The sequence below is a fragment of the Bacteroides sp. QWL-09 genome, assembly GCF_058683585.1.
Map to the genome: position 1 here is coordinate 2,609,053 of NZ_CM178748.1, position 22,336 is coordinate 2,631,388.

Below are 22,336 nucleotides of genomic sequence, written 5' to 3' on the forward strand. Positions count from 1 at the left end.
TTCTTATTTTAAATAACGATATTAACAATCTTCTTAGGAACGACAATGACTTTTTTCGGTGTTTTACCCTCAGTCCATTTTTGTGAACGTTCGTCGGCTAAAACTTCTGCTTGAATAGCTTCTGAGGTTGCATCTGCTGAAAATTCCATATTGAATCGAGCTTTACCATTGAACGAAATGGTATAATTGATGGTATCTTCTTTCAGATAATCCTCGTTGAAAGTGGGCCATTGTGCGTCACATACAGAGGTGTCGTGACCAAGCGTCTGCCATAACTCTTCACAAACGTGTGGAGCAAATGGAGCTAAAACGATGATCAATTGGTCGAGTACTTCTTTCTTACTACATTTCAGCGTGAATAATTCATTGACGCAAATCATGAATGCGCTGACTGAAGTATTGTATGAGAACTGTTCGATGTCGAAAGTCACTTTCTTGATCAGTTTATGTAATGCTTTCAATTCCTCTTTGCTGGCTGCTTCGTCAACCACCGTATATTCGTTATTGCGATTGTAGAAGAGTGACCAGAATTTACGGATAAAGCGATGTACCCCATCAATGCCATTAGTATCCCAAGGTTTAGATTGCTCAATGGGGCCGAGGAACATTTCATACATACGTAAAGTATCAGCGCCATATTTATCGACAATCATATCCGGGTTAACCACATTAAACATGGATTTACTCATCTTCTCGACTGCCCATCCGCAAACATATTTATCATCTTCAAGGATAAATTCGGCTGTAGTATATTCCGGACGCCATGCTTTGAAGGCTTCAAGATCTAAGAAATCATTGGATACGATATTCACATCCACGTGAATAGGAGTGACTTCATATTGATCTTTCAAGTGGAGAGAAACAAAAGTATTGGTATCCTTAATGCGATAAACAAAATTACTACGCCCTTGTATCATTCCTTGATTGACTAATTTTTGGAATGGTTCCTCAACAGAAGAGACCTTCAAGTCGTGCAAAAATTTATTCCAGAAACGCGAATAAATCAAGTGGCCGGTAGCATGTTCGGTTCCTCCGACGTATAAATCGACGTTTCTCCAATATTGATCCACTTTTTCATCGACCAAGGCTTTAGAGTTGCGTGGATCCATGTAACGCAAATAATAAGCCGAAGAACCTGCAAATCCAGGCATGGTATTGAGTTCGATCGGGAAAATAGTTTCATGGTCAATGGCTGTGTTCTCCACGACGCGTTTATTCACTGTATCCCAAGCCCATTGAGTTGCATGACCTAATGGAGGCTCACCGGTTTCTGTGGGCAAGAATTTGGCAACTTCCGGTAATTCGAGTGGTAAACAGCTTTCATCGATCATGTATGGCATACCCTCTTTGTAATATACAGGGAATGGCTCTCCCCAATAACGTTGACGCGAGAAAATAGCATCGCGTAAACGGAAGTTGACTTTCACACGACCTAATCCTGTGGTGTGGATATATTCTTTGGTTTTAGCAATCGCTTCTTTGATGGTTAGACCGTTCAACACTAGTCCTCCTTCAGGAGCACCCGGAAGAGGAGAATTCATCATGATGCCTTCTTTAGCGTCAAAACTCTCTTCACTGACATCAGCCCCTTCGATTAGGGGACGGATTTCTAAATTGAAGTGTTTAGCAAACGCATAGTCGCGACTGTCGTGTGCCGGTACTGCCATGATAGCTCCTGTGCCATATCCAGCCAAAACATAATCACTAATCCAGACCGGAATGGCTTCGTTGGTCAATGGGTTAATGGCATAACTTCCTGAGAACACGCCACTCACACTACGATCGGCGATACGTTCGCGTTCAGTGCGTTTTTTTGTTTTTTCAAGGTAAGCTTCTACCTCCGCTTGTTGTTCGGTGGTGGTCAGCTGAGCGACTAATTCGCTTTCCGGTGCTAAAACCATGAATGTAACTCCAAAAACGGTATCGGCACGAGTTGTGAAGATGGTAAATTCCAGATCAGAATCTTTCACTTTGAAGTTCATTTCCGCTCCTTCACTACGACCAATCCAGTTGCGTTGAGTCTCTTTCAATGAATCGGTCCAATCGACTGTATCTAATCCGTCGAGCAGGCGTTGTGCATAAGCTGATACGCGCAGACACCATTGACGCATCTTTTTCTGAACCACCGGATATCCACCGCGTTCTGAAACGCCGTCGACTACTTCGTCATTGGCCAACACTGTTCCGAGCTCCGGACACCAGTTTACCATTGTTTCACCTAAATAGGCTACTCGATAGTTCATTAATATTTCTTGTTGTTCTTTCTCTGTTTTAGCGTTCCATTCTTCAGCGCTAAAGGTTAGTTCTTCGCTACATGCGATGTCTAATCCGGCTGTTCCGGAAGTCTTGAAAACTTCAATGAGTTCATCAATAGGGCGAGCTTGTTTGGCTTGGTTACAATAGTAGCTATTGAACATCTTCATGAATGCCCATTGCGTCCAATGATAATATTCCGGATCACAAGTCCGTATCTCGCGATTCCAGTCGAAACAGAATCCTATTTTATCTAACTGTTCACGATAGCGATTGATATTGTTGACTGTAGTTATTGCAGGGTGTTGGCCGGTTTGAATCGCATATTGTTCGGCCGGAAGGCCATAAGCATCGTATCCCATTGGATTCAAAACATTAAAGCCTTGCAATCGCTTATAACGAGCATAAATATCAGAAGCGATGTAACCTAATGGGTGTCCAACGTGAAGTCCTGCTCCCGAAGGATAAGGAAACATATTGAGGACATAAAATTTTTGTTTTGATTCGTCTTCCGTCACTTGGTAGGTCTTATGGTCTACCCAATTCTTTTGCCACTTTTTTTCGATCTCCCTGAAATTATACTCCATAGCGATAATCTTTTTATTTATAGTGATTTATACGTATTTTTGTTTGAGGCAACAAATTTACGTGAATATTTTCAGATTACCACACGGATGTATGAAAAACCTTTGTGGTGAGGGAGTATCGTGCGATTTCGATCAAAAAAGGAAGATTAAATGATTGAAATGAAAGATTATAGAGAAGATAAAGAAAGGGTACTAAAAAAGAACCCCACGATCTCTGAATATTAATGATTCGGTGAGGTCGTGGGGTGGGGGAAGGATTATCTTAAACTTTGAATTTTCTTTTTATAAAACTGTTTTACGTCGGCCCAATGATAATACGGTTTTTGGTTGCTGTTTATTGGGATGTTGACTTCGTTTTCATTGAGTAGAAACTTAACTATTATGTCTTTATTCGTTTTGTGACGATAAAAGATGAGTTGTACATTAGCCGCCATGGGTACCACTTTGAAATCGCTCCAGGCTTTATAAAATAACTCTGGATTTGTTTCTTTATTGCAGAACGATTCAAAAGCTAAGAAGCTCACTAAAGGCATGACATTTCCGTCATGTCCAAAACGTAGATTGGCAGCTATATGGCCTCCTTTAATCGCTTTATCGGCCGATTCCAGAATATTGTTCATCAGTGGAATATAGGTTTGTAAAATAGGCTTTGTACTTAGTGGATGAGCACCGCTTTGCATGTAATGCTCATAATTGATGACTTGCCAGATATCGACTAACTCTTTCTTTTCAAATATATCATAAAGAGAGAGGTCTAATTTTACGTTCTGAAGATCAGAGGCGATCCAATACATTCCCATCATAAAGTCATTTTTGTTCTCGATGTGATTGTTTATGAAGGCCTGATCAGAAATTAACAAATGAATGAGCCGATCTGGTTGAATCTGTTTTTTCTTAAAGGCTTCGAAATCTTTTCTCCATGTTGAAGAAGAGGAAGTAAATGCACATGCTTCTTCATTCCAGAAGTTTAAATATTGCATATAGCGTTCGCCTGACCCCAAATGGATATCCAAATGAGGATCCAATCCTTTTAAAGTCTCACAGAATTTAGCCATGCTTAAGGCACAGCGGATAACGACTGTTGAACAAGCATTAATTTGTTTGCGATGTTTAAAAACCTCAGGAAAACGGTGAAACATTCGGTTGGCAATGTTTTGATGTTGTTGAAAACCAAGTGGAGTCAATTCTCCTCCTTGTCCTTCAGCATCTTTAGCTATGATGATGAGCTTTTTGAGCACTTCTTTTCCTTTTACCGTTAGTATTCCTAATGAATCGGCTTTGCCTAACAACTGAACATAAGTATTGTAATCTTTGTCGCTAATCAGATAACGGGAACCATGTCGTCCATAGTGTGAGATATAGAACGGTTCATAACCTTCTGGAGCAGGAGTCTCCTTAATAGATGCAGTTGGATAAGCGTAATATACACTTCCCGTTTTGTTAAGGTCACTGTAAAGTTCTTTAATCGTGGTTTGTGCATCAATACAGTTTATTGAAAGGAATAGAAAAAAAAGTGTCGTTAAAATTCTCATGTCGTTGTGTTTACTTAAGATTATCTCTTCTGAACATTTGTATCACACGAACATTCAGAAGAGAATCATCAGAAATTATTAATATTTGGATTGTTAATAAGAGGATATTGTTAGTATCCTTTATTTTGTTTAAGCTTAGGGTTATTAGTCATTTCACTATCCGGAATGGGGAAGAGTGTATAAATCTGGTCTATGCTTTTCCCAAGTCTAGTACCACCTTTCCAATCCCAATCATTGTTGGCTGTAAATTTATTGAAGCGAATCAGATCGGTTCGTCTAATGAGTTCCGAAGCCATTTCTCTTTGACGTTCAGCTAGAAGAAAGTCTAGAGTCAATTCTTGAGCGGCAATCTTTCCCGATACATCCGATTTGATTCCGGTTTGTGCATAACCATCACTCATGTATGCCCGAGTTCTGATTTCATTAATGAGATTCAATGCTTCCGAATCGTTGGCTTTTGCTCCTCTGAGGATGGCTTCAGCTGCATTTAGGTAAACTTCACCGGTACGGAAAAGAGGAAAATCGATTGAAGTATAGGTATCGCCTGAAGCGCAAATTTGATCTTCTTTCGTCACGTTTCTCCATTTGATGTAACCATATCCACAAGTAAAGGTACTAGTCATTTTCTCATTATCGTCCCAAGTTTCTTTTTTCTGTCCGTTAAGTGCAGTCATGAATAGTGCCCGTTTATCATTCTTTTGGTTTCCCCAAGTATCTGCTCGATCGAAAACCACATCTTTGGAGTCGAAAGCGTTGACCAAGTTGGTTTTTGCTCTGACATTTCCCCATCCTTTCGATCCAACTCCTGTTTGGTACAATTCGTTCATTGGGCCGTTTACAAAAGCTTTAACATAAAAGTTTGTACCGGCAGAGCTCTGTGCTTTCAGTCCATCTTGAACCAATGGCCAAATAATCTCGCTACATTGATCATTGTCTGCTAAGAAAATGTGGCGATAATCTTTATCTAATGGGTAAGCCTTAGAATCAATAATTTTCTTGGCATAATCGTAGGCTTTCTGATATTCGTTTCTGCCAATCCATGTTTCAGCATTCAGATACATTCTAGAAAGAAGAAACCATGCGGCCGCTTGATCGACCCGTCCATATTCATTCTGTCCAGCTTTTTTGAGTTCGTTTTGAAGTCTGATCAACTCGTTGGTCGTAAAGTCGAAGATAGCTTCTCTACTCCATTGTTCAGGAATATCTTTCACCTTAGTTTGTTCGTCGATATAAGGTACCGCTCCATATAAGTCGCATAATTGTGCATAGCAATAAGCGCGAATAAATGCAGCTTCAGCGCGGTAATAGCTATATTCATCTTTCATTTCATCGTATAGTCCGCGACTTTTTAGTTTCTCTTCTGTGCATTCTCTTAAGAACTCATTACAGTAAGCGATACTCATATATAAGCGTTGATAAGTCCACTTAATGACACTAGTGTTTGAAGCTGTCCAAGTCATGTTAAGACAGTTACGAAGGCCATTCGAACTTGAAGGCATTAAAAAGTTATCCGTGCAAAGCTCTTCGAGGTAGAACAGACAGCGGACATAACCTGAATAACCTTCATTAGCTCCTTCAAGATCGCCATTACCGCCATCACCACCTTGCTGACCGGTTTGTATGAGTGAGGCATAACATTTAGCTAAAACACCGACATAACCTTCCGATGTTTTGTAAACTTGTTCGCCGACCAATTGATTGTTGTCTAGAGGAAGAGTATCTAAGTCGTTCAAGCAAGAGGTCACGAGAAGTGACATCCCTATTGCTAGTAGAGCAATCGAACGTTGTATAGTATGTTTCATTGTTTTCATTGATTCTATCGATTAAAAAGTTAAGTTCAATCCCAGTGTAAACGTACGAGGTCTTGGATAAATTTCTTTGTCTATTCCCTGGTATATTTCAGGATCCATACCGCTATATGAGGTTATCAGTGCTACATTTTGTACACTAAAGTTGGCTCTTAGAGTGTTAGTTGAGTTCCACACTCTCTTAAAGGTATATCCTAAAGAGATGTTATCAATTCTGAAGAACGATCCGTTTTCAAGGAAATAATCGGTATACAAACGCTGTTGATTAAAACCGTTATCCATAGTTCGCTTCAAAATATTAGAATAAGAGCCTTGGTCGCTATAAACCTGTTCTTTATATTGGTCGGCTGCTACAAAGTTGTAGATATAATTTCCAAAAGCCCCATGCCCGTTGATCACTAAATCCCAATTTTTGTAATTAACCTTTGTGTTCAGACCTAACAACGTGTGCGGTAAAGCACTTTTCTTTGTGGCATAACGAGATTCTGTGGTTGAAACGCTACCGTCAGGTTGTGTATATTGTCCCTCTAATGGTTTGCCGTTGTCATCATAAGCTTGTTTAGCCAAATAGAACGTGTAAGGAGTTTCATCTACCATGAAAACCTGAACATATTTACCCGTTCCCGAAATAAATCCGGTTTCCACGAAGCTGGCATTTGAGTCAACAACATTTAATTTGGTGATTTTTGAATTGGAACGAGTGTAATTCATACCGACAGTCCATTCCCAGTCTTTGGTATGTACAGGTACGGCATTCAGAGAGATCTCCACTCCACTATTTTCCATTCGACCAATGTTGGTAAATAGTACCGGAGCATAATTTGTCCCCGCTATGACATTGATCTTATTTAATAGGTCTTTAGTATAACGCTTATAGACATCTATCGAACCATATATTCGGTTTTTAAGAAAACCAAAATCGATGCCGACATTGTAAGTTGTGGTTGTTTCCCATTTGATGTCGAAGTCATATCCGTTCGGACGGTAAGTATGATACCATTGATCACCAAACTGATAACACGACTCCGGATAAGATACGGTAAAGGTACTCATGTATGGGTAATCGTTGATAATATCTTGCTGTCCGGTGACTCCATAGCTTAAACGAAGTTTTAAGTCCGATACAATTTCTGAGTCTTTTAGCCAATTTTCCTGATTAATTCTCCATCCTAAAGCTACTGAAGGAAAGATTCCCCAGCGGTTGTTTGGATTGAAACGAGAAGAAGCATCAGAGCGTAAAGTAGCGGTAATCATATAGCGATCGGCAAAAGTGTAGTTTGCACGTCCATAAAACGATAGTAAGTAGTACTCCGATTCATAATGTTTAGGAGAAGCTAACTCAGCTCCTTTGGTATCATTGGTGATTGAGTTTTGGCGTTTCCAGAAATGTTGCCATCCATATCCTCCCATAATATTTAAATCGTGCTTTTCTGCAAAGGTGTGGGTGTAGTTCGCATAAAGGTCGAGCAAAGTATTACGTTTCTCTTGCTTCGCATAGTCTTGAAGTCCGGTACCATTTTTCTGATTTTGTGTATACATCATGCCGGCTAATTCTGGAACCGCTTTGTTGAATGTGCCGGTTAGCCCGTCATATCCCATGTTCAGATTAAGATGCAAATCTTCGAAACCATGTACTTTATAATCAGCAGTCATGTTACCCATGAAACGGCTAACTTCATTTTTCATTTGAGTGAGTTCTAATACGGCAACGGGATTATCAGCTTGGATAGCCATTGGTGAATTGCCGTTCATCCAAATGAAGTAACCTAGTCCCGGATCGGTTGTTGCGGTGGCACTTCCTGTTTTCACGGGACGTGTTGGGTCGTAGCTAACAGCGCTACCGACTACACCATCGGAAACCTGATGATTATTTTCTTTTGAATATTTAGCATTAAGATCGATCTTGAGATGGTTGTCGAAGAATGTGGAACCAATGCCTCCTGAAGCTGTGAAGCGTTGATAATTGTTTGTCTTGATAATACCATCTTGATTGGTATAGCCTAAAGAAACTCTATAAGGCGTTTGCTTATTAACTGCTCCTGAGAGCGAGAAGTTATGTTCTTGTCCTATGGTTGTGCGATAGATTTCGTTTTGCCAATCGGTTGTTGCTCCACCAAATTGTGGTTGTGTTGGTACCCCGGTAACCGTTGGTACGAACGATTTGAACTCATCGGTCGATAAGACGTCCATTTTCTTTGTGATTGAACCTACCGAGAAGTTTCCGGTATAATTCATTTTGACTCCGCCGTCTGCTCCTTTTTTAGTTGTGATGATAATAACTCCATTCGATGCTCTTGATCCGTAGATAGCTGTAGCAGACGCGTCTTTTAGTACCGTAAAAGTCTCAATATCGTTCGGGTTGATTGAACCGATCACATTACCGGCTCCTACAATGCCCGAGTTGTCAACCGGAATGCCATCGATGACGATCAACGGATCGTTCGATGCCGAGAGAGAGGCTCCGCTACGAATACGAATCGTTGCACCCGATCCGGGTGCACCGCTTCCGGCCACCACATTTACACCGGCCACTTTGCCTACCAAAGCGTCTTGAGCAGAAGTTTGCTGACCGATTTTATCTTGCTTAAGTGCGATGACCGAACCGGTTGCATCCGATTTCTTAACCGCTCCGTAGCCTATGACTACGACGTCATTGAGCATCTGTGTATCTTCTTTCAACAAGATGGTCATCTGTTTTTGAGCTTTCATCTCGAGAGTGGTATATCCGATGTAACTCACAACGAGCATAGCATTCGGTTTAACTTGTAGTTCGAAATTTCCGTCCATATCGGTCATCATTCCGTTGGTAGTTCCTTTCTCTACCACGTTAGCACCGATGATCGGTTCTCCGGTTGCATCTTTAATGTGACCTTTAACGAGGAGTTGTTGTGCATACATGTTTGCCGAGAGTAGAATGCTCAGTAGCAAACATAACATAAAGCGCGTTTTTCCGCCATTAGACTGTTTTTTACCCATAATAAATTAGAATTTGAGGAACAAATAAGTCGATCCTTTTAGTCTTAAATCGATGGCGGCAAAAGTAGAGAGAAAAAAGAGCTCAAAACGAGCGTTTTGAGAAAAAAGTAGTGCGATTTTAATAGTAATAAGTTGGTTTACAATTATTTGTGTTGTCTGTAAAATCTCGTTTTAGTAGTGGGTTTTGAAAGTTTTTCTTTTACTTAGGCGGTTTTTTAGCCGATTTGACGAACCTGATTTTCAAAATCGTCCCGGTTGTTGACTGCTCCGTTTCTGTACTTCACCCGATAATTATAAATAGTAGATGGTGAACGGCGGAGGAATTCAGCGATTTTTAATGAATCGTTAATGCCAAGACGAATGAGTGCAAAGACCCTTAGTTCGGTATTGAGTAACTCTCCATTTTTCAACTCAATCTGTTTATCCTTTAATAATAAGTCGTTAAACTGGTTGACAAAGTTGGGGTAGATTTTTAGAAAGGTCACATCGAAATTTTGATAAAAATGGTCGATCTCATCTTTATCTAGCGACGGTTGTCTGATGACTTTGGTTAGCGCATTCATCCCTTCGGTTCGGAGGACTTGGTTCAGTTCGTTCCTATATTCTTCCACTTTATTCATATAGGCCGAACATAAATCCATGTAATAGCCGATGTACGCTTCTTTGATATTGTTCGATTCGGTTAAACTCAGATTAATTGCGGTCAACTTTTCGTTTAGAGTCAGTAATTCGGCGTTCATCTTATCTAGAATCAGCTTCGACTCCGTCACCTTCTTCTTACTTTTATGAACAATATAAACCGCTATCAATAAGGTTACTAATAATACACTGATGATGGTTATTAACAGATGGAGTTGAATGCGTTTTTCCTCCATCAGCTTATCGTGCGCTTGTTGGATGAGAGGCAAGAGCTGACTGATGTAATGAATGTTGACGCGAGAATTTACACATAGGGCGTCGTTCATGGCATAATTCATATAGCTATACGCACGCTCAATTTCCCCTTTGGCGAATAGTAATTCGGCCAGACGCTGCAGAGAAGAGTGTTTGTGTGTAGCGATCTTGACATCGTAAATAGCACTCGATGCATAGTAATAGACTGCTTCTTCCGTTTTATTCCAAGTATCATAGGTTGATCCAAGCAAATAGGCCGCCACGGCTTTTTCTTTTAGAGTAAGGGTTGGCGACTGTAATTCTTGGTTAGCTAGGGCAATGGCTTCTCTAAACTGTTTTTGATTTTGCAGCCTTTCCATCTGTGAATAGAAATAATCGATGGTGTTGGGGCGTAAAGCCGCCTTTCTCTTTTCTAAAAAAGTAAGCCCTTTTCGAGTATAATATTGTTTCAGAGAATCTTCGATGGAGACGGAGGCCATAGCCCGATAAAGCGATCGATTTAAATAATAGTATCGAGTGAGGTGTAGGGTATCCGACAGGTCGGGGACCACTTGGTTTAAGATGTCGAAGCACTCTTTATACATACCTGCAATGAGGTGAATCTCGACCCAATCGAGATTGCTATCGACAAAAACGTTTTTGAGTTGTTTCTCAGTGGCGATTTGTCGCTTGATATTGGCATACAGGAATGCGGAATCGTTGTTGTAATAGTAATATTCGCCGTACAGCCTATCGAGTACATTGTATTGCTCCTCGGGCGATTGACAATTCGGCAACAGTTGTTTAATGGTGTTTAGCTGAATCTCTTTCGTGCTCTCATACTGCGCTTTATTTCTCAAAACTTGATCCAGCTCATCTAGTTGGCGTTTAGTCTCCTTTTTAAAATTCTTATCGTTTTGACAGGCTGTCAAAGTCATTAGAAAAAAAAGTATGAGGAAAAAGGAGTTGTTTTGCATAGCGTTAACGGATAATTAAAATCTGGATGGGCGCAAAGATAATACATTTATTCTCTTTTCTCTTTTTTCGGTTGAATAAGCCATGCCTTTTCTAACTTAATAATCGGCTCATCGCACGAACTTTATCTTTCAAGATGCTTTCTCTTGATTATTTTCATCTATCTTTGTTGCCGTTCAATACCTACATCGCATGAAGCTACGGTTGCTGCATTATCATCTGATTGCTATTCTGACGGTCACCATTTGGGGGTTGACCTTTATTTCTACAAAGGTTTTAATAACCAATGGTTTATCGCCTCAGACGATCTTCGTACTTCGTTTCCTGATCGCTTATCTCGGAATCTGGTTTGTTTCGCCTAAACGTCTTCTCGCTTCTAACCTAAAAGATGAACTATGGCTGATGGCCGGTGGGGTTTTTGGTGGTTCGTTCTACTTTATCACTGAGAATACCGCGTTGGAGATAACACAAACGTCGAACGTTGCCTTTTTGATCTGTACCGCACCTCTGTTGACCATTTTACTGTCGAGAGTTTGTTATCGGGATGAACGGATTAGTCGCCGATTGATGGGCGGCTCGTTGCTGGCTCTTTTTGGGGTCGGACTCGTTATCTTTAATGGGAGTTTTATTCTTCAGATCAATCCGCTGGGGGATATGCTCACGTTGCTTGCTGCCTTATCGTGGGCGTTCTATAGTCTGATCATTCGAAAGATGACTGGGCGATATTCTACCGTGTTTATGACACGTAAGATCTTTTTCTATGGTTTACTCACCGTTCTTCCGATGTTCTTAATTCATCCCACACCTTTGCATTGGGAGGTTTTGCTGTCCCCTATCGTATGGGGTAACCTTCTTTTTTTAGGTCTTTTAGCGTCGTTGGTTTGCTATATCCTTTGGAATGTCGTATTGAAGCAGCTCGGTACAGTACTTTCCTCCAATTATATCTATCTCAATCCATTAGTGACGATGATTGCTTCGGTGCTGATTCTCAATGAACGGATCACCGGTGTGGCTTTGGTTGGTGCCGCTTGTATCATTGGTGGGGTTTATTGGGGGCAAAAAAAAAGGCTGAAAACCTTTAAATGATTTTCAGCCCATTTTTCTATACTTTCGATTAGAGCACTTGTGTTAGATGATCTTTTTATTCGTTATTCGAAGTTTCCGATGATTCTGGCGCTTTATCGATCAATTCCATAAACTGATCCAATTTTGGAGTGATGATGATTTGTGTTCTACGATTACGTTGTTTACCCACAGCCGAGTTATTGTCGGTCACCGGATTATATTCGCCACGACCGGCCGCTGTCAATCGTTTCGGGTCAACGCCATATTTATTTTGTAGGGCTTGTACCACCGATGAGGCACGCAGTGCACTTAAATCCCAGTTGTTGCGAATGTTAGGACGTGAGATCGGGTCGGTGTCGGTATTTCCTTCGATCAGCACTTCGTAGTCGTTGTAATCCGTGATGATTTTAGCAATCTTGCTCAAGGTCTCGTCGGCTCTGCTATTGATCTCGTAGCTTCCCGATTTATAGAGCATATTGTCCGCTAAGGAGATATAAACAACCCCTTTTAGGACTTGTATGTCGACTTCTTTCAATTCTTCGCGACTTAAAGAACGGGTGAGGTTGTTCGATAGGACGAGATTCAGTGAGTCTGATTTGCTCTTGGTCTGTACCAACTGTTTGATAAAGCGATTGGAGGCATTGATCTCATCGACCAATTTAGAGATATTGACGTTGCCTTGAGAATTCTGACTTAAACTTTTGTCGAGTGAGCCTTGTAATGCCGCATAAGAGGCACGAAGCTCTTCATTGTTTCTTTTAGCTTCAACAATACGTTCTTCCAGACTTTTGCCGCTTGTACGGCATTCGGCTAATTGAATTTGAGCATCTTGATAGCTCTTTTTAAGTTCGTTATTCTCAGTTTGCAATTTGCTATAATCGTCTTGTAGACCGGTAAACTGTTTTTTGGTGACACAACCGGTGAATAATAAACCGGTGGTTAGGAGTGATAAGGAAAAGATTAGAATATTACGTTTCATAACTCTGGCTTTTTAAGTGTTACAACTTGAAAACAAAGCAAAGTTACACAAAAGTTATGGGATTGGTAAGTTTATTAGCAATGTGTAACCATTTTTAATTCTATATGGCATTCTGTGAGTTTCCTAAAGCTAACCGATTGGACCGCATGGACTAATCTTTTTTCTTACAGCGGCTTATTGGTTTGCCTATAGACATTCTTTCGTTCGCCTATAGGCAAACTTTTGTCCGCCTATGGTGTTTCTTTTGTTCGCCTATAGGCAAACCAATAAATCAATGCTAACGGAATCATTGGTTGTTGCTACGGTAAGGGTTGTGAATCGCTGAAAAAGAGGCTGTTAGGAAAATAAGAACGGTCATGTGAGAGGATGCTGAAAAGCTGACGAGAGTTTAGGGCAAAAAAAAGGAGTACCGCTGTACTCCAACCTTTGTTAACCTTAAATCTAATACTATGAAAAACACAGTACAAAGGTACGGACTTTGGGGACATCTGCAAATTTTCCAAAGAAAAAGCCATGTTTTATAACACGTTTTAATACATTTGTCCAAAATGTTAATAAAATGGGTGCTTTTTTAAATTCTGCCAACATTTCTTTAAATCACTCATTCTCTAAACCTGTTGATACTCTCTTTAAAATCGATTATCTTTGCTTCGATAAAATTTAATTGATCATCCTAAAGCAGACTACAACGTGAGTAAAGAAGATATCGTACTGACCCCAATGATGAAGCAGTTTCTCGACTTAAAGGCTAAGCATCCTGATGCTGTGATGCTTTTTCGCTGCGGCGACTTTTATGAGACGTATTCAACCGATGCGGTGATTGCTTCGGAGATTTTGGGTATTACTCTGACTAAACGAGCTAATGGTAAGGAGAAAACCGTTGAAATGGCCGGATTCCCTTATCATGCCCTAGATACGTATTTACCTAAATTGGTTCGTGCCGGTAAACGGGTAGCAATCTGTGATCAGTTGGAAGATCCAAAGATGACCAAAAAATTGGTAAAACGGGGAATTACGGAGTTGGTTACTCCGGGGGTTTCGATCAATGATACCATTCTAAATTATAAAGAGAACAACTTCTTGGCAGCCGTTCATTTTGGTAAGTTATCTTGTGGAGTCGCTTTTCTTGATATCTCGACGGGGGAGTTTCTGACAGCTGAAGGACCTTTAGATTATATTGATAAGTTGTTGAATAACTTTGCGCCGAAAGAGGTGCTTTTCGAACGTGGCAAGCGCCTGATGTTCGAAGGGAATTTCGGAACGAAGTTTTTTACTTTCGAATTGGAGGATTGGGTGTTTACCGAGACTACTGCCCGTGAACGACTTTTGAAACATTTTGAAACTCAGAATTTGAAAGGATTCGGGGTGGAACAGCTTAAGAACGGTATTGTGGCTTCGGGAGCGGTGTTGCAGTATCTCATCATGACACAGCATACACAGATTGGGCATGTTACGGCGTTGTCGCGCATAGAAGAGGATAAATATGTCCGTCTGGATAAGTTTACGGTGCGTAGCTTGGAACTGATTGGTAGCATGAATGATGGTGGAACGAGCCTCATTAATGTGATCGATCGAACCATCAGTCCCATGGGAGGGCGTTTGTTGAAGCGTTGGATGGTGTTTCCGCTGAAAGAGGTGCAACCGATTAACGACCGACTGAATGTGGTGGAATATTTTTTCCGGGAGCCGGAATTTAAATCGCTCATAGAGGAACAGTTACATCTCATAGGCGATTTGGAACGTATTATTTCGAAAGTCGCTGTTGGCCGTGTCTCACCGCGTGAAGTGGTGCAGTTGAAAGTGGCTTTGCAGGCTATTCAACCCATTAAAGAGGCTTGTCTTCAAGCCGAGAATCCGAGCTTAAACCGGATCGGTGAACAGCTGAATTTGTGTCTCTCTATTCGCGAACGGATTGAGAAAGAGGTTGTTAATGATCCTCCTTTGTTGATCAATAAGGGAGGGGTGATTCAAAATGGCTTGAATGAGGAGTTGGATGAGTTGCGTCGTATTTCTTATTCGGGAAAAGATTATTTGTTGAAGATCCAGCAGCGCGAGAGTGAGGAAACGGGTATTCCTAGCTTGAAGGTGGCTTATAATAATGTGTTTGGTTATTATATCGAGGTTCGTAACATCCATAAAGATAAAGTGCCCCAAGAGTGGGTACGTAAGCAAACGTTGGTCAATGCCGAACGTTATATCACTCAGGAACTCAAAGAGTATGAAGAGAAAATCTTGGGTGCTGAGGATAAGATCTTAGCTCTCGAAACACGACTCTATAACGAATTGGTACAGGGTTTGACGGAATTTATTCCGGCGATCCAGATTAATGCGAATCAGATTGCCCGGCTCGACTGTTTACTCTCATTTGCTAATATTGCTCGTGAGAATCACTATATTCGTCCGGTAATTGAGGAGAGCGATGTGCTCGATATTCGTCAGGGTCGTCATCCGGTGATTGAGAAACAGTTACCGGTTGGTGAGAAGTATATTGCTAATGATGTGTTGCTCGATACGACTGAGCAACAGGTGATGATCATTACGGGGCCTAATATGGCGGGTAAATCGGCTTTGCTTCGACAGACGGCTTTGATCACGTTAATGGCTCAAATTGGTTCGTTTGTACCAGCCGAAAGTGCACGAATCGGTTTGGTCGATAAGATTTTTACGCGTGTAGGAGCGAGCGATAACATTTCAGTCGGGGAATCGACGTTTATGGTCGAGATGAACGAAGCGGCTGATATCTTGAACAATATATCGTCGCGTAGTCTGGTCTTGTTTGATGAGTTGGGACGCGGAACGTCGACTTACGACGGTATTTCTATTGCTTGGGCTATTGTGGAGTATATCCATGAACATCCTAAGGCTAGAGCGCGTACGTTGTTTGCCACACACTATCATGAGTTGAACGAGATGGAGAAATCGTTCAAGCGGATTAAGAATTATAATGTCTCGGTGAAAGAGATTGATAATAAAGTGATTTTCCTTCGGAAATTGGAACGTGGAGGCAGCGAGCACTCGTTCGGTATTCATGTGGCGAAGATGGCGGGTATGCCGAAAAGCATTGTGAAGCGGTCGGATGAGATCTTGAAGCAACTGGAGTCGGACAATCGTCAGCAAGGTATTTCTGGTAAACCTTTGACCGAAGTCGGTACACATCGAGGGGGCATGCAACTCAGTTTCTTCCAATTGGAGGATCCGGTGCTTTGTCAGATTCGTGATGAGATCTTAACGCTCGATGTGAATAATCTGACTCCTATAGAGGCCTTGAATAAATTGAACGATATTAAAAAGATCGTGAAAGGGAAATAGAGGACCTCATGGACGGTTGATCAACATCAGTCCTACTCCTCTAATGGTCTTGATCTCAATATGGGGCTCATCGGAGAGAAGTTTGCGCAGTTTACTGACAAACACATCGAGGCTTCGTGAGGCAAAGAAATCTTTCTCAGTATCCCAGAACTTGGCTAGGATAATTTCTCGTTTCACGGTTTCGTTCTGGTTTTGACTGAGGAGTTCCAACAATTGAGCTTCTCTGACGGTTAATGTTTCGGTTCGGCCGGTTACGTGATCTTTTAAAGTGGCGTGTTGAGCGTTTAGGGTGTAACGTCCCAAACGACAGTCGTGGGTTTCACAGCGCGACTTGAGACCTTGTTTCATTTTTAGTAAGGCATGAATGTGAGCATCCAGTTCGTCTGGGACGAATGGTTTTTTCACATAATTATTGACTCCTAATTTATACCCTTCTTTTACATCTTTAGGTGAAGTTAGCGCAGAAGCAAATAGGATAGGGGTGTCGCCATCCGTTTCTCGAATGCGTTCTACCATTTCAAAACCTGTCATCACCGGCATGTCGATATCGGCAATGATAATATCGGGTTGATGTTGTTCCCAAGCTTTAAGGCCTTCTACTCCATTCGATGCGGTAATGATTTCATAACCGCCAATGATGTCTTGTAAGCCGGTTTGAACAATATAGGTTAGTGTAGGGTCGTCTTCAACAAGTAGTAATCTAATCATAGTCTTTCATGATCAAGGGTAAATATAGCGTAAATTCTGTAAACTCACCTTCTATGCTATTGACATAGACTTTGCCTCGATGGGCTTGTATCACTTGATAAACATAGTTTAGTCCTAACCCGAATCCGGAAGGTCCTCCTTTTCGAGTAAGCTTCACGGCAGAGGCTCTTTCAAACTTCTCAAAAATGGTCTTTTGGTCTTTCTCGGATATACCAAGTCCATCGTCGTGAACCTTGATTAAGGTATAATCGTTGTTGTTGGAGCTACTAATGGTGATGTTTACTATTGATTTTGAATATTTTATGGCATTATCAATGAGGTTGCTTAATACTTCTCTTAAGAAATCTTCATCGGCACAGACTTCTTGGGCTTCAAGGTGTGTGGCGAAATGAATGGGTTTATTGGCTTTTGCAGAAAACTTCTCGATCAGATCAACAATCATCGATGGCAGATCAATGAGTTGAAATGATAATTCCAGCTTATGATTCTCAAGTTTCGATAACGTGAGCACCTTATCGGTCAGCTTAAGTAGATGTTCTCCTTCTTGTTCTATGATATTAAAGTATTTCTCTTTTAATTCGGGTTTGTGATCGAGCTTTCCACTATGAATAAAGTTGGTGCACATCATAATCGAACTGAGTGGCGTCTTCATGTCGTGTATCATGGCATAAGAGAAGTCTTCTCGAATTCGTGCAATTTTGTTTTGTCTGGTGATTATTTTTATCTGATAGATAATGCAACTCACAACGATAATCATCATGATAACAGTCGCCAACATAAGTAAAATCATACGCTGAAAGACTGTATAATAGGGACTTAAGATGGTGGCTTGTACGGCTTGAGACTCGTCTAAGCGGATGGGGATCATCTGGGTCTTTATGGCACCAAACATCGGACTATTGGTCTCTTGCGTTGTTCCTATAATCGAATGGTTGGAGGCTTTAATGCGCTCAATGTATATAGACGTATCTATTCCTTTTTCTTTTAAGAGTCCGGTATAAATAGAATCCAGGTTCTCTATGTTGATATCAATGTTGAATTGTAAGAAACTTTCTAATAAATAAGTCGATTCTAATACTTTTTTCTTTTTGTCTTTTTTATTTCTTGGGGCTCCGAGGGCTTTGGTTCCTGACGGAACTTCGCTGAAATGCGAAGTGGCTTCTTTAAATGACGCTTCTTCAAAAAGACGGTAACAATCGTCTGATAGATTTTGATTAATGATAGAATATGTGCTGTATAGCCACATGATTTGGAGACCTAATATGGCTATAAGTCCAACAATCGTTATAATTTTTATGTGAACATTTTTCATATTCTAATTTTGAGCAAAGATATAACAAAGTGATAATATTATATAACCTTTTGATAACCTTTTTTCCTTTTTCATGAAAGTAGGTTTGTGTAAACCAAAAAAAGGAAATATGGAAGAATTGAAAAATGGATTAGTGGAGGAATTACCTCTTGACGAGATTATTGACATTTATGGCGGAGAGGCTATCATCGTGGAGTATATCTGTGTTGATGGCGAATGGATTCCTGTTTATAAAGAGGTATAATGGTTTTCACTGTAGTTTATACACTCCAAAGAGGGCTTTTGAGAGGAAGGTTCTCAGTTACTCTTTTTGTGACAAAACAGGTGAACCGACAAAAGGATGCTATTCATAGCATCCTTTTGTGCATCATACTGTCAGCAATCGTTTTTCCTTCTTGAGGAGCCTTTTTGAGAAATGATTATTTTTATTCTGCTTTAAAAGTGTCGTGACCATTAACCTAACGATAACTTTTAAATAACCTACTTTCTTTTGGGGAAGGTCTAGTTTTGTAGCAGATTGGATTAGAGAAAGCGTATATAGAGATGTTATTACCGGATGAATGGATAGAAGATAGTATTGAAACGTATATCTATCAACGCACCACAAAGTCACAAGTCATCTATTGGATTGTGCTATTGTTTGTTATGGTGACCTTGGTTGCCTTGCCGTTTATTTATGTGGATATCTCTGTGCAAGGTAATGGCATGGTAAGACCAATAGCGGAAAAGAGTGAAATTAATGCCGTTCTTACTGAACAAGTTGATTCTGTTTATGTGCGAGAGGGACAACAAATCCATAAGGGGGAGCTGATTTTGCGTTTTCGTACGGGACAATCGGATCATCGAATTGGTTATCAGAAGTCGCGCTTGAGCGATTGTGAGAAACAATTGGCCGATTTGGAGCTATTGTCGATCGGTAAATCTCCTTCGACTTTTTCTTCGATGCTTCGAAAACAAGAGTCTATTTATTATGATCAAAGAAAGCACAAGCTTGAGATAGCATTGGCACAAGCGAAAAAGAATTATAAGCGAAACCAAGTCTTATTTGAGAAACAAGTGATTTCAGAGGAGGAATATGATCGTTCGCTTTTTGACTACCAGGATCGAAAAGATGAGCTGCAAACTTTGATTGAGAGCCAGTTGAATGTGTGGCAATCTGATTTAAGCGAATATCGCCGTTCATATGATGAGATAAAGATGGCTTTACAACAAGAAGTCAAGAGTCGGGCATTCTATCTGGTTCGGAGCCCCGTGAACGGGACTGTGGATCAATTTTCGGGTATATATTCCGGAAGTAATGTTCAAACCGGACAGCTATTGGCTGTTATCAGCCCTGATTCTACGCTATATCTTGAAACTTATGTTGAGCCTAGAAATATTGGGCTAATAAGCATTGGTATGCCTATAAACGCACAGATCGAATCATTTAATTATGCGGAGTGGGGGACTATTCCCGGAAGAGTAAAAGAAATCTCTTCGGATTTTCAGATCGATCATCGTGGACGTATGGTCTTTAAAGTGAAATGTGAGATTAAACGTTATTTTCTACAATTGAAAAATGGGAGGATTGGTCGACTTAGAAAGGGGATGACTGCAAATGTGCATTTTATGGTTACTCGACGTTCATTGTTCGATCTGCTTTATCAGACCATGGACAATTGGGTGAACCCAAAACAATATAATGATGAGGCGAAGGTCATGTGAAACGGACTTAGAGTGGATGATAATAGAGGATAAAGAATAAATATGAATAGATATAAAAAGGGAGTAAAGCTTAAACAGCAGGATGTTACCGATTGCGGAGCCACTTGTTTGGCATCGATTTGTGCCTATTATGGACTGTTGTTTCCCATTGCGCGTATTCGTCAATATGCATTTACTGATCAGAAAGGAACCAATGTTTTAGGGTTAATAGAAGCGGCTAAGAAACTTGGATTTTCGGCTAAGGGTGTTCGAGCCAAGTTTGAGGCTTTGAGAATCATTCCTAAGCCGGCTATAGCCCATATCATTCTTGAAGATCAGCGTCAGCACTTTGTGGTAATCTATAAAGTGACCGATCGCTATATCCTTTACATGAATCCTGAGGATGGAAAGATGCACAAACGAACATGTGATGATTTTCAAGAAGAATGGACCGGCGTTTTGGTTCTGGCCACGCCGAATGAGATGTTCAAAAAAGGGGATATGAAGGTTGGGTTAACCAAAAGGTTTTTCTCTTTGCTCTGGCCTCATAGGAGTAATATGGTTCAAGCGGTTTTCGGAGCGTTAGTCTATAGTTTGTTGGGACTATCGACTTCTATTTATATTGGGAAAATAACCGATTATGTGCTCGTTGATAAGAATGTAAACTTACTGAATTTGTTGGGAGTGATGATGTTGTTTATCTTGTTGCTCCGTACCTTCGTTGGGGCGATGAAGAGTATTCTGGCTTTAAAAACCGGACAACGGATTGATGCGGTACTTATCCTGGGATATTATAAACACTTGTTGACTTTGCCACAGCAGTTTTTTGATACGATGAGGGTCGGAGAGATTATCTCTCGTGTGAATGATGCGGTGAAGATACGAAACTTTATAAACGGTGTGTCACTCGATTTAATCGTTAATTCAATGATTCTTGTTTTCTCTGCCGGTTTAATGTTGGTTTATTCTTGGAAGCTGGCTTTTGTTACGATGCTTTCGACACCGCTCTTTTTCTTGATCTTCTGGGGATTTAATCGGTTAAATCGTAAATATCAACGTGGAATCATGGAGAGTAGTGCTGAATTAGAATCTCAATTGGTCGAATCGGTCCATTCTATTTCAACCATTAAATGCTTTGGACTTGAGGAGTTTTCTAATCTGAAAACGGAAACCCGTTTTGTGCATTTGCTTAGGAACACCTATCGAAGTGTTTATGGAGCAATAATGGCGCAGGGAGGAATTCAGTTTGTATCGACGGGTATCACCATCGCAATGGTATGGTTGGGAAGTCTTATGGTGATCGATCAAGAACTGACGCCTGGTACGTTAATGGTGTTTTATTCGTTAGTGGGATATATTGTTTCTCCTATTGGATCGTTAATATCGTCGAATAAAACGATTCAAGAGGCTTTGATCGCAGCCGATCGATTGTTTCAAATCATGGACTTGGAACGGGAGCAAGATGATCGAGGTAAGGTGCGCTTAGATTCAGATATGATTGGTGATCTTTGTTTCGAAGAAGTTTCGTTTCGTTACGGTTCGCGTAAAGAGGTCTTCGAGGGGTTGAATTTGAGGTTGGAGAAAGGGAAAATGACCGGTATACTTGGTGAGAGTGGATCGGGCAAGACTACGCTAATCTCGCTCTTGCAGGGTATCTATCCCATAGAAAAGGGACATATTCGTATTGGGGAGTATAATCTTGCACAGATTGACCATAGGAGTCTTCGTCAGCGTATCGGTGCAGTCCCTCAGCAAATAGAGTTGTTTGCAGGGAGTATCACAGAAAATATAGCTGTGGGTGATCTTCAACCTGATATGAAACGAGTTATTAGTCTGGTTGGACAGTTAGGCTTGAAGGAGTTCATTGAAAATTTGCCTCAAGGGTTTATGACGTATATTGGGGAACATGGTGTTTCTCTTTCTGGAGGTGAACGTCAGCGTATCGCGATTGCTCGAGCTTTATATAAAGACCCGGATATCTTGATTTTTGATGAAGCGACTTCATCGTTAGATTCTCTATCTGAACGGTATGTTAAGGAAATGTTTCAGACTCTTCTAAAGCAAGGTAAAACAATTCTTGTCATCGCTCATCGATTGAGCACGGTAAAGCGTGCCGATAAGATTGTTGTATTGGGAAAAGGGCAAGTTTTGGAGTCTGGGACGCATCAAGAACTTTATAAATCGGGTGGAGCTTATTATCGATTTTGGAATGAACAATTGGATGAGGCGGAATAGGACAAGGTCGAGCGAGCACTCTGTTCGTTTTTCGTAAAGCC

General features: G+C 40.8%; 13 protein-coding genes. 5 read left to right on the forward strand and 8 right to left on the reverse strand.

Annotation, left to right across the window (positions count from 1 at the left end):
* Nucleotides 1–8: 8 nt before the first annotated feature.
* From leuS to susR, 5 genes are all read right to left on the reverse strand, one after another.
* The gene (leuS, locus tag AC4PG5_RS10395) at nt 9–2,840 is read right to left on the reverse strand and encodes a leucine--tRNA ligase (RefSeq protein ID WP_492028819.1); all 2,832 of its coding nucleotides are present in this window, start codon (nt 2,838–2,840) and stop codon (nt 9–11) included.
* Between the two features lie 257 nt (nt 2,841–3,097).
* A complete protein-coding gene (locus tag AC4PG5_RS10400) occupies nt 3,098–4,372 on the reverse strand; it encodes a histidine-type phosphatase (protein ID WP_492028820.1) in 1,275 nt (424 codons plus the stop codon).
* A 110-nt stretch (nt 4,373–4,482) separates the two neighbouring features.
* A complete protein-coding gene (locus tag AC4PG5_RS10405) occupies nt 4,483–6,174 on the reverse strand; it encodes a RagB/SusD family nutrient uptake outer membrane protein (protein ID WP_492030743.1) in 1,692 nt (563 codons plus the stop codon).
* Nucleotides 6,175–6,195: 21 nt separating this feature from the next.
* A complete protein-coding gene (locus tag AC4PG5_RS10410) occupies nt 6,196–9,159 on the reverse strand; it encodes a SusC/RagA family TonB-linked outer membrane protein (RefSeq protein WP_492030744.1) in 2,964 nt (987 codons plus the stop codon).
* A 212-nt stretch (nt 9,160–9,371) separates the two neighbouring features.
* Nucleotides 9,372–10,967, reverse strand: a complete 1,596-nt coding sequence (susR, locus tag AC4PG5_RS10415; RefSeq protein ID WP_492028821.1) for a SusR family glycan utilization regulator — start codon at nt 10,965–10,967, stop codon at nt 9,372–9,374.
* 229 nt (nt 10,968–11,196) lie between these two features.
* Here susR and AC4PG5_RS10420 point away from each other — a divergent pair, with 229 nt between their 5' ends.
* The gene (locus AC4PG5_RS10420) at nt 11,197–12,090 is read left to right on the forward strand and encodes a DMT family transporter (RefSeq protein WP_492028822.1); all 894 of its coding nucleotides are present in this window, start codon (nt 11,197–11,199) and stop codon (nt 12,088–12,090) included.
* Nucleotides 12,091–12,145: 55 nt separating this feature from the next.
* Here AC4PG5_RS10420 and AC4PG5_RS10425 read toward each other — a convergent pair whose 3' ends face one another.
* Entirely contained in the window at nt 12,146–13,048 is a 903-nt protein-coding gene (locus tag AC4PG5_RS10425; RefSeq protein ID WP_492028823.1) for an OmpA family protein, read from the reverse strand.
* Between the two features lie 720 nt (nt 13,049–13,768).
* Here AC4PG5_RS10425 and mutS point away from each other — a divergent pair.
* Nucleotides 13,769–16,357, forward strand: coding sequence for a DNA mismatch repair protein MutS (gene mutS, locus AC4PG5_RS10430; protein ID WP_492030745.1), 2,589 nt, complete (start codon nt 13,769–13,771; stop codon nt 16,355–16,357).
* Nucleotides 16,358–16,363: 6 nt separating this feature from the next.
* Here mutS and AC4PG5_RS10435 read toward each other — a convergent pair whose 3' ends face one another.
* The gene (locus AC4PG5_RS10435) at nt 16,364–17,065 is read right to left on the reverse strand and encodes a response regulator transcription factor (protein ID WP_492028824.1); all 702 of its coding nucleotides are present in this window, start codon (nt 17,063–17,065) and stop codon (nt 16,364–16,366) included.
* Nucleotides 17,058–18,377: a sensor histidine kinase gene (locus tag AC4PG5_RS10440; RefSeq protein ID WP_492028825.1), complete on the reverse strand. Its 1,320-nt coding sequence runs from the start codon at nt 18,375–18,377 to the stop codon at nt 17,058–17,060. The genes AC4PG5_RS10435 and AC4PG5_RS10440 overlap by 8 nt, the downstream gene beginning before the upstream one ends.
* 109 nt (nt 18,378–18,486) lie before the next feature.
* Here AC4PG5_RS10440 and AC4PG5_RS10445 point away from each other — a divergent pair, with 109 nt between their 5' ends.
* The 3 genes from AC4PG5_RS10445 to AC4PG5_RS10455 all read left to right on the forward strand — a co-directional run bounded on the left by AC4PG5_RS10445 (nt 18,487) and on the right by AC4PG5_RS10455 (nt 22,295).
* A complete protein-coding gene (locus AC4PG5_RS10445) occupies nt 18,487–18,621 on the forward strand; it encodes a hypothetical protein (protein ID WP_492028826.1) in 135 nt (44 codons plus the stop codon).
* Between the two features lie 299 nt (nt 18,622–18,920).
* A complete protein-coding gene (locus AC4PG5_RS10450) occupies nt 18,921–20,081 on the forward strand; it encodes an HlyD family secretion protein (protein WP_492028827.1) in 1,161 nt (386 codons plus the stop codon).
* Nucleotides 20,082–20,123: 42 nt separating this feature from the next.
* Complete coding sequence (locus AC4PG5_RS10455; RefSeq protein ID WP_492028828.1) at nt 20,124–22,295, forward strand: peptidase domain-containing ABC transporter; 2,172 nt, start codon at nt 20,124–20,126, stop codon at nt 22,293–22,295.
* Nucleotides 22,296–22,336: the final 41 nt, after the last annotated feature.

Bases quoted from the DNA above. Each gene is read 5' to 3' on its own strand.
- leuS (WP_492028819.1), bottom strand. From the start codon at position 2,840: ATGGAGTATAATTTCAGGGAGATCGAAAAAAAGTGGCAAAAGAATTGG.
- AC4PG5_RS10400 (WP_492028820.1), bottom strand. From the start codon at position 4,372: ATGAGAATTTTAACGACACTTTTTTTTCTATTCCTTTCAATAAACTGT.
- AC4PG5_RS10405 (WP_492030743.1), bottom strand. From the start codon at position 6,174: ATGAAACATACTATACAACGTTCGATTGCTCTACTAGCAATAGGGATG.
- susR (WP_492028821.1), bottom strand. From the start codon at position 10,967: ATGACTTTGACAGCCTGTCAAAACGATAAGAATTTTAAAAAGGAGACT.
- AC4PG5_RS10420 (WP_492028822.1), top strand. From the start codon at position 11,197: ATGAAGCTACGGTTGCTGCATTATCATCTGATTGCTATTCTGACGGTC.
- AC4PG5_RS10425 (WP_492028823.1), bottom strand. From the start codon at position 13,048: ATGAAACGTAATATTCTAATCTTTTCCTTATCACTCCTAACCACCGGT.
- mutS (WP_492030745.1), top strand. From the start codon at position 13,769: ATGATGAAGCAGTTTCTCGACTTAAAGGCTAAGCATCCTGATGCTGTG.
- AC4PG5_RS10435 (WP_492028824.1), bottom strand. From the start codon at position 17,065: ATGATTAGATTACTACTTGTTGAAGACGACCCTACACTAACCTATATT.
- AC4PG5_RS10440 (WP_492028825.1), bottom strand. From the start codon at position 18,377: ATGAAAAATGTTCACATAAAAATTATAACGATTGTTGGACTTATAGCC.
- AC4PG5_RS10445 (WP_492028826.1), top strand. From the start codon at position 18,487: ATGGAAGAATTGAAAAATGGATTAGTGGAGGAATTACCTCTTGACGAG.
- AC4PG5_RS10450 (WP_492028827.1), top strand. From the start codon at position 18,921: ATGTTATTACCGGATGAATGGATAGAAGATAGTATTGAAACGTATATC.
- AC4PG5_RS10455 (WP_492028828.1), top strand. From the start codon at position 20,124: ATGAATAGATATAAAAAGGGAGTAAAGCTTAAACAGCAGGATGTTACC.